Origin of the sequence: Caulobacter sp. 17J65-9 (assembly GCF_010975005.1) — a bacterium.
GTDB lineage: Bacteria > Pseudomonadota > Alphaproteobacteria > Caulobacterales > Caulobacteraceae > 17J80-11.
The window spans coordinates 1-7,703 of sequence record NZ_JAAIVC010000173.1 but is presented as its reverse complement, the minus strand read 5'-3'; the positions used below and the strand labels follow the sequence as shown (position 1 = coordinate 7,703).

The window sequence follows — 7,703 nt, the reverse complement described above, 5'->3', positions numbered from 1 at the left end:
CGCCAGGGCGGCGGGCGGCGCCGGACGGGCCGGCGCTGGGGCGACGCGCGCCTGCGCCTGACGCTCGCCGAGGCGGAAGCGGGCGACCGAGCCGGCCAGCACCTCGGCCTCCTGGGCCAGGGCGTGGCTGGCGGCGGTGGTCTCCTCGACCATGGCGGCGTTCTGCTGGGTGGCCTGGTCCATCTGGGTCATGGCCGCATTGACCTGCTGCAGGCCGGTGGCCTGCTCCTGGGCCGAGCCGGCGATCTCGCCGACCAGGGCGTCGATCTCGGCCACCCGTTCGACGATGCGGGCCAGGGCCTCGCCGGTGCGGCCGACCAGATCCACGCCGGAGCCGACCTGGGCGGTCGAGGTGGTGATCAGCGCCTTGATCTCCTTGGCGGCCTCGGCCGAGCGCTGGGCCAACCCGCGCACTTCCGACGCGACCACCGCGAAGCCCCTGCCGGCGTCGCCGGCGCGGGCCGCCTCGACCCCGGCGTTGAGCGCCAGCAGGTTGGTCTGGAAGGCGATCTCATCGATCACGCCGATGATCTGGCCGATCTGCTTGGCCGAGCCCTCGATCTCGCCCATGGCGGCGACCGCGTCGCGCACGATCACGCCGCTCTGCTCGGCGTCGCCGCGCGCCGCGCCCACCACCTGGGAGGCCTGCTTGGCGCCGGCGGCGGTGCGCCGGACGGTGACGGTGATCTCGTCCAGCGCCGCGACCGTCTCCTCCAGGCTGGCGGCCTGCTGCTCGGTGCGGCGCGACAGGTCGTCGGAGGCGGCGGAGATCTCGCCAGCGCCGCCGCGCAGGCCGTGGATGTTGGCGACCACCGTCCGCAGGGCCGCCTGCAGCCCGCTCATGGCGGCGTTGAAGTCGGTCTTCAGCTTCTCGTAGTCGCCCGGGAAGCCCTGGATCAGGCGATAGGTAAGATCGCCGGCCGACAGCCGTTCCAGCCCCTCGGCCAGGGCGGCCACCACCGCGGCCTGTTCGGCGGCGCTCGCTTCGCGGGTCGCCTCGGTGTGGCGGCGCTCCGCCTCGGCCGCCTCGCGGGTCGCGACGGCCTCACGCTCCAGCCCCAGCTTCTCGATCGCCGCGTCCTTGAACACCTGGACGGCCTGGGCCATCGCCCCGATCTCGTCACGCCGGTCGCGGGCGGGCACGTCCACGGCGTTGTCGCCGGCCGCCAGGCGACGCATGACCCCGGTCATGGCGACCACCGGGCGGGCGATGGCGCGGGCCAGCAGCCAGCCCATGGCGGCGGCGATCGCCACCGCGCCGGCGAGGCCGACGTAGAGCACCAGGTCCGCGGTCTTCACCGCCCGTTCGTGGGCGGCCCCGATCGCGGCTTCGCGCGCCTTTTCCAGCTTCACGATTTCGTCGATGGCGTCTTCGGCCGGGGCCATCAGGCCGTCGGCGGCGCCGCTCGGCCCGACCATGGCCACCGCCTCGGCCCGACCGACCGGATCGGCGACGAGAGTCTCGCCCTTCTCGACCACGCCCGCGAACCAGGCGTCCGCCCCTTGCTCGGCCTGGTCGACCCGGGCCAGGGCCTGCGCGTCGCCGGTGTAGAGGCGGCGCAGGTCGGCCAGCCTGGCCTTGAAGGTCGCGCGGTGCTTGTCGATCCGGCCGACATAGTAGTTGTCGCCCGACAGCAGCAGGCCGCGATAGCTGTTCTCCTGGCGGGCCAGGGCGTAGCTCGCGCCGGTCACCGCCGACAGCACCTGGGCGATCTCGGCGTCCTGCCGCTTCAGCCGCTCGACCGCCCTCAGGTTCACGGCCACCGTCGCGCCCATGGCGGCGATGGTGACGACCACGGCGGCGAACGCCACGGTCAACTTGCGCGAGACCGAAAGGTGGGCGAGCGACATGGGCGGATCTCCTGCGTCCGTACGATTCCGGACACGGCGCAAAAGCTTCAGTGAATGTCGTTCTTTTCGAGTTGCATTGGTTAACGCGCCGTTGACCGACCAGTGATCGAGGTCGACTAAGCTTTGTAAAAACCTGACTAAATCACGTTCAATGAAGGCTCGACGGCGGGCACAAGCCACGAATACCGACGTTATTCTTTCCGGGACGAATGCGCGCCGCCCGCGCCCGAAAGCGCCCTCGCGAACCGGCGTTCAGGGGTTCCTAAGCTTTCCCCCCTAGGGTGCGACTCAACCCAGTGCAGTCTGGGAGGAGACGCCATGGCGCAGGCTCAGGCCCGCCTAAGACAGACCGCCCCGCGACCGGCCGCCGCGCCGGCCTACGCGACGGTGGTGAAGACCGCCCGGCGCCTGCACGGCGCCCTGGTGACGGACGACACCGGCGCCGAACGCATCGACCTCCACGGCGACGACGGGGCGGTGCTGCTCGGCTGGAACGACCCGCAGGTCGAGATCGCCGTCGCCGCCGCGCCTTCGGTGGGCGCGGTCGAGGCCGAAGCCGCCGAACGGCTGGCCGACGCCCTGCCCTGCGCCGAGGCGGTCGGCTTCCGCACCTCGCTGCAGCTGGCCCTGGCCGACGCCCTGGTCGTCGCCAAGACGGTCACCGGGCGCGACGGCGCCTTCTTCTGCGACGACGCGATCGCCGCCGCCGGCGACGTCGAAAGCATCGGCGAAGCGCTGGACACCCACGCCGGCGAGGTCGCCGCCCTGGTGGTCCGCCCGCTCGACGCCCCGCGCGAATTCCTGCTGGCCGCCAAGCGCCTGGCCCGCCGCGACGGCGTGGTGCTGGTGTTCGACGAGAGCCGCACCGCGCTGCGCGTCCACGCCGGCGGGGCCCAGGCCCTGCACGGCGTCGTTCCGGACCTGGCGGTGATCGGCGCCTCGCTCGCCAACGGCCGGCCGCTGGGCGCCGTGGCCGGCGCCATCGACCTGATGAAGACCCTGCCGGCCTCCGGCCCGCGCCCGAGCGCGGCGTCCCTGGCGGCCGCCTGCGCCACCCTCGACACGGTCGAACGCGCCGACGTTCCCGCCGCCCTGCGTGTGCGCGGGGCCGAGATCGCCGCCGAGGTGGAGGCGCGCCTGCACGCCGCCGGCGCCGGCTCCTTCCTGGAGATCGTCGGCGACCCGACCTGGAGCTGCCTGAACGTGCGCGCCCGCGTCGGCCGCGACGGCAAGGCCGTGCTCGAGGCCCTGACGCGGCGCCTCTACGACCAGGGCGTGCTGAGCCTGGGCGCCCACGTGCCGTCGCTGGCGCTGGGCGAGGCCGAGATCGCCGGCCTGCTGGCCGCCTACGACGCGGTCCTGCCCGAGCTCGCCGCACAGGTGCTGAACGGTCGCTTTGACAAACCCGTGCGTCGGCGGACAGTGGCTTGATGGTGGTTCGACGCGCGGAACTCGGGCTGGGAACGGCCCAATTCGGTCTCGACTCCGGCGTGTCCGACGCCCGCGGGCGCGTGCCCGAGGACGAGGTGCGCCAGCTGCTGGACCACGCCGCCTGCTCGCAGGTCGGCCTGATCGACACCGCCGCCCAGTACGGCGACGCCGAGCGGGTGCTGGGCAAGAACTGGCCTTTCCCGAGCCCGTTCAAGGTGGTCACCAAGACGGTCCGCCTGTCCGAGGGCCTTGACCGGCTGGAGGCGCGCGCGCGGCGCTCGCTGCAGAGCATGGGCCTGGCCCGCGCCCACGCCCTGCTGGTGCACTCGGCCGAGGATCTGCTGGGCCCCGAGGGCCGCGAGCTGTGGGCCCGGCTGCAGAAGCTGAAGGACGAGGGCCTGTTCCAGAAGATCGGCATCTCGGCCTACGCCGCCGAGGAGCCGGTGCTGCTGGCCCGCCGCTACAAGCCCGACCTGATGCAGCTGCCGGTCAGCCTGCTGGACCAGCGCCTGGTCAAGGACGGCACGCTGGAGACCCTGGCCGGCATGGGGGTGGAGATCCACCTGCGCTCAGTCTTCCTGCAGGGCCTGCTGTTCCTACCGCGCGACGGCCTGCCCGCGGGCCTGGCCGACGCCGGTCCGCGCCTGTCGCGCATCCGCCGCACCCTGGCCGAGGCCGGGGCCGACCCCATGCAGGCCGCCCTAGCCTTCGCGCTGGACCGGCCGGAAGCCTCCGCCGCGATCGTGGGGGTCACGTCCGCGGCGGAGCTGCGGGCGGTGCTGGCCGCCGCCTGCGCGCCCTCGCCGAAGCTGGACTGGAGCGCCCTGGCGCTCGACCACCCGCGGGCCCTGGACCCGCGTCTGTGGGCGAGCGCCCCGCCGCCGCCGGCCCGGCTCAGTACCGCAGCCTGAGCCCCACATAGGCCGAACGGCCCGGCTCGCCGTAGCCGAGGGTCTGCTGCCAGTGCTGGTCGGTCAGGTTCACCAGCCGGACCGTCGCCTCGACCTTGTCGGTGAGCTTCCAGCCGCCGGTCAGGTCGGCGACCACGAAGCCGTCGCGCACCACCGGCGTGTACACCGCGCCCGTCGGGTCGGAGTCCATCTGCTCGCTCTCGCCGCGCACGGTCAGCGAGGCGCGGGCCCGATCGCCGGTCCAGTCCACCCCGACCGAGCCCTGGTGCTCAGGCACCCGCAGCAGCCGCTCGCCGGTCGTGGCGTCCTCGGCGTCGGTGTAGGCGTAGGCCGCCTGCAGGGTCACGCCGTCCACCAGCTCGGCCGAAGCTTCCGCCTCCAGCCCGCGGGTCTGGGTGCGGTCGATGTTGCGGTAGCGGAACGAGAAGTCCGACGGGTCGAAGAAGAAATCGATCTGGTCACGCACCGCCAGCCGGTAGCCGGTGACCGAGGCGTCGAAGCGGCCGTCAGCCGAGGCCCAGGCGATCCCGATGTCCCAGCCCTCGGCCCGCTCGGGCTTCAGCCCCAGCGACGGCCCCGGCGGCGAGCAGAAGTCGCACATCGCCTCGCTGATGGTCGGGGTCTTGAAGCCCTGGCCCCAGGAGCCCTGCAGCGACACGCCCCAGCCCAGGTCCAGGGTCGCCGACGCGCGGCCGGTGGTGACCGCCTTGATCTTCTCCGGATCGTCGCGGCGCAGGCTGCCGGTGACGGTCAGCCGATCCACCGGCTTCACTCGCACCACGCCGAAGGCCGAGAAGGCGCCCTGCTCGGCGCTCGAGCCGTCGCTGAGATCGGCGCGGACGTCCTCCTGCTCGACCCCGAAGGTGGCGGCCCAGCGCTCGTCCGGACGGGCCCGGTCGATGGTGTAGCGGTTGAAGCTGAGCTGGTGCTGGAAATCCAGCGGCCCGTCGACCACCGCGCGGACCAGGCCCGACCAGCTTTCGCTGTCGGAGGTCTCGGGCGTGTCCTCCAGGCTGAACACCGGATAGCCGTCGATGTCGGCCTCGGCCCGGGCGTAGCGCACGGCGGCGTCCAGCCGGACCTTCTCGTTGATCGTGTAGCGGCCCTTCAGGCCGGCGGTGCGGGAGACCAGGCCGTCGCGCTCGGTGTTCCCGTCGGCCTTGTCGGCCTTGGAGATCCCGTCGGTGGCGAAGCTGGCGGCGTTGACCGAGAGCGCCCAGCGCTCGGTGCTGCGCCCGGCGGCGGCCGAGACGCGGACCGTCTCATAGGAGCCGACCTCGATGTCGGCGCGCGCGCCGTCCAGCTCGCGGGTGGTGAAGCTGATCACCCCGCCGATGGCGTCCGAGCCCCACAGCGAGCCCTGCGGCCCGGACAGGATCTCGATGCGGCTGACGTCGCCCAGGTCGAAGGCGGCGAAGTCGAAGCTGCCGGCCGGCTGGGAGGGATCGTTCTGCGGCACCCCGTCGACCAGCACCAGGGTCTTGTCGGCGCTGGCCCCGCGCATGCGCACCGAGGCGACGCCGCCGTAGGCGCCGTTCTGGAAGACGCTGAGGCCCGGCACGGTGTCGAGCAGGTCGGCGGCGAACACCGCCCCGCTGCGTTCGATCTCGGCCTCGTCGATCACCCGCGCGCCGGGCGCGAGCTCCACGGGGGTTGGCAGGCGGGTGGCGGTGACCACCACCTCGTCGACGTCGGACGCATCGGCAGTGGTTTCGGCCGCCGCGGGGGTCACGGCGGAAAGGACCGCGAGGGTCGCGGTCGAGAGCAGGAGGCGCTTCATTGGCGCTCGTCTCCGAAGCCCCAAGCGCGGCGCGCGCGGGGGCTGTTAGCGACACGGTCCGCCCCTGTTCAGGGGACGACGCCGGACCGGTGTCGCTGCGACGGAGCAGTCCCGCGCCTCATGCCTGTTCCCGGGCGGAGGACGAGCGACGTCGGCGGCAGGTCTCCTGGCTCGCGGGTCATCGGGACCGACGCGCCCTCGCCTTCCCGGGTCACCCCAGTGGCGCCGTCCCTTCCCGGATCACGTCCGGGCGGACGGGCGGACACGGCCCTCGCCGCTCACAGTTGCGGGCACAGCCGCGGATTGGGGCTGATCGCCCGCACCGCGTTCCCTCTTAGGTCCCCTCTCAGGGACACCACCTGAGCTTGGCCGTACGCTCGCGCCTCCGCGACGGCAAGTCCCGCATCCGCCGCTTGAGCCGAAAGCCCCGCTCGGCGACAAGGAAGCCACACGTCGCCGGGGCGATTCCCCGGGCTTCAAGTCCCCGTTTCGAGCCCTCGCCCCTGCCGATGAACGCGCCTTCGACCCCCGCCGTCCCTGTCGTGCCGCCGGACGCGACGCCCGTCATGGCCCAGTTCTTCGAGGCCAAGGCGCGCCAGCCCGACGCCCTGCTGTTCTTCCGGATGGGCGACTTCTACGAGCTGTTCTACGACGACGCGGTGAAGGCGGCAGAGGCGCTGGGCATCACCCTGACCCGCCGCGGCAAGTCCGGCGGCGAGGAGATCCCCATGGCCGGCGTGCCCGTGCACGCGGCCGAGGCCTACCTCGCCAAGCTGATCCGCATGGGCTTCAAGGTCGCCGTCTGCGAGCAGATGGAGGACCCGTCCGAGGCCAAGAAGCGCGGCTCCAAGTCGATCGTGCGGCGCGACATCGTCCGCGTGGTCACGCCGGGCACCCTGACCGAAGATTCCCTGCTGGACGCCCGCGGCTCCAACCGTCTGGCCGCGGTGGCCGTGCGCTCGGGCCGCGCGGCGGTGGCCAGCGTCGAGCTGTCGACCGGCGACGTCGAGAGCCTGCTGGTCGCCCGCGAGGACCTGGCCGCGGCGCTGGGCGCCCTGCGTCCGTCCGAGACCCTGGCTGCCGACCGGCTGTTCGCCGACGAGCTGGTCAACGCCGCCCTCAAGCAGGCCGGCGGCGCGGTCCAGCCCATGGCCGCCGCCCTGTCCGAACCGGCCGGGGCCGAGGCGCGGCTGAAACGCCTGTACGGCGTCGACACCCTGGACGGCTTCGGCGAATTCGCGCCTGCCGAGATCTCGGCGCTGGGCCTGATCGCCGCCTACATCGAGACCACCCAGGCCGGCAAAGCCCCGATCCTGAAGGCGCCGCGCCGCGGGGCCGAGGCCGAGTTCATGGCCGTCGATCCGGCCACCCGCTCCAGCCTGGAGATCGACCGGGCCCAGTCCGGCGCGCGCGAAGGCTCGCTGCTGGCTGCGATCGACCGCACCGTCACCTCCGGCGGCGCCCGCCTGCTGGGCGCGCGCCTGTCGCGCCCGCTGCTGGATCCGGCCGCCATCGACGCGCGCCTGGACGGGGTCGAGTATTTCGTCGAGCGCCGTCCGCTGCGCCGCGACGCCCGCGACGTGCTGAAGGGTTCGGGCGACATGGCTCGCGCCCTGGCCCGCCTGACCCTGGGCCGCGGCGGCCCGCGCGACCTGGGGGCCCTGCGCCAGGGCCTGACCGCCGGACTGGAGCTCGGCGCCCTGTTCGCCGCCGCCCGCGAGCCGCTGGCC

4 protein-coding genes, 1 pseudogene and 1 riboswitch are annotated in these 7,703 nt (G+C 73.3%); of the genes and pseudogenes, 3 read left to right on the top strand and 2 right to left on the bottom strand.

The window, feature by feature from the left end; translation table 11 throughout:
- Nucleotides 1-1,851, bottom strand: a 1,851-nt coding sequence (locus G3573_RS18410; RefSeq protein ID WP_163263147.1) for a methyl-accepting chemotaxis protein, incomplete at its 3' end; no start/stop codon positions are given.
- Between the two features lie 318 nt (nucleotides 1,852-2,169).
- On the opposite strand from G3573_RS18410, the gene G3573_RS18405 reads away from it, so the two are divergent.
- Both G3573_RS18405 and G3573_RS18400 read left to right on the top strand, forming a co-directional pair.
- Nucleotides 2,170-3,282, top strand: coding sequence for an aminotransferase class III-fold pyridoxal phosphate-dependent enzyme (locus G3573_RS18405; RefSeq protein WP_163263146.1), 1,113 nt, complete (start codon nucleotides 2,170-2,172; stop codon nucleotides 3,280-3,282).
- On the top strand, nucleotides 3,282-4,193 hold the full coding sequence (locus G3573_RS18400; RefSeq protein WP_163263145.1) for an aldo/keto reductase: 912 nt from the start codon (nucleotides 3,282-3,284) through the stop codon (nucleotides 4,191-4,193). Before G3573_RS18405 ends, G3573_RS18400 begins: the two co-directional genes overlap by 1 nt.
- Here G3573_RS18400 and G3573_RS18395 read toward each other — a convergent pair.
- Entirely contained in the window at nucleotides 4,177-5,973 is a 1,797-nt protein-coding gene (locus tag G3573_RS18395; RefSeq protein ID WP_163263144.1) for a TonB-dependent receptor, read from the bottom strand. The genes G3573_RS18400 and G3573_RS18395 overlap by 17 nt on opposite strands.
- Nucleotides 5,974-6,111: 138 nt before the next feature.
- A riboswitch (cobalamin riboswitch) is annotated at nucleotides 6,112-6,348 on the bottom strand.
- A gap of 134 nt (nucleotides 6,349-6,482) precedes the next feature.
- Here G3573_RS18395 and G3573_RS18390 point away from each other — a divergent pair.
- A pseudogene (locus tag G3573_RS18390) lies at nucleotides 6,483-7,703 on the top strand (DNA mismatch repair protein MutS); the annotation flags it as partial.

Coding starts and splice junctions, on each gene's coding strand:
- G3573_RS18405 (WP_163263146.1), top strand. CDS start 2,170: ATGGCGCAGGCTCAGGCCCGCCTAAGACAGACCGCCCCGCGACCGGCC.
- G3573_RS18400 (WP_163263145.1), top strand. CDS start 3,282: ATGGTGGTTCGACGCGCGGAACTCGGGCTGGGAACGGCCCAATTCGGT.
- G3573_RS18395 (WP_163263144.1), bottom strand. CDS start 5,973: ATGAAGCGCCTCCTGCTCTCGACCGCGACCCTCGCGGTCCTTTCCGCC.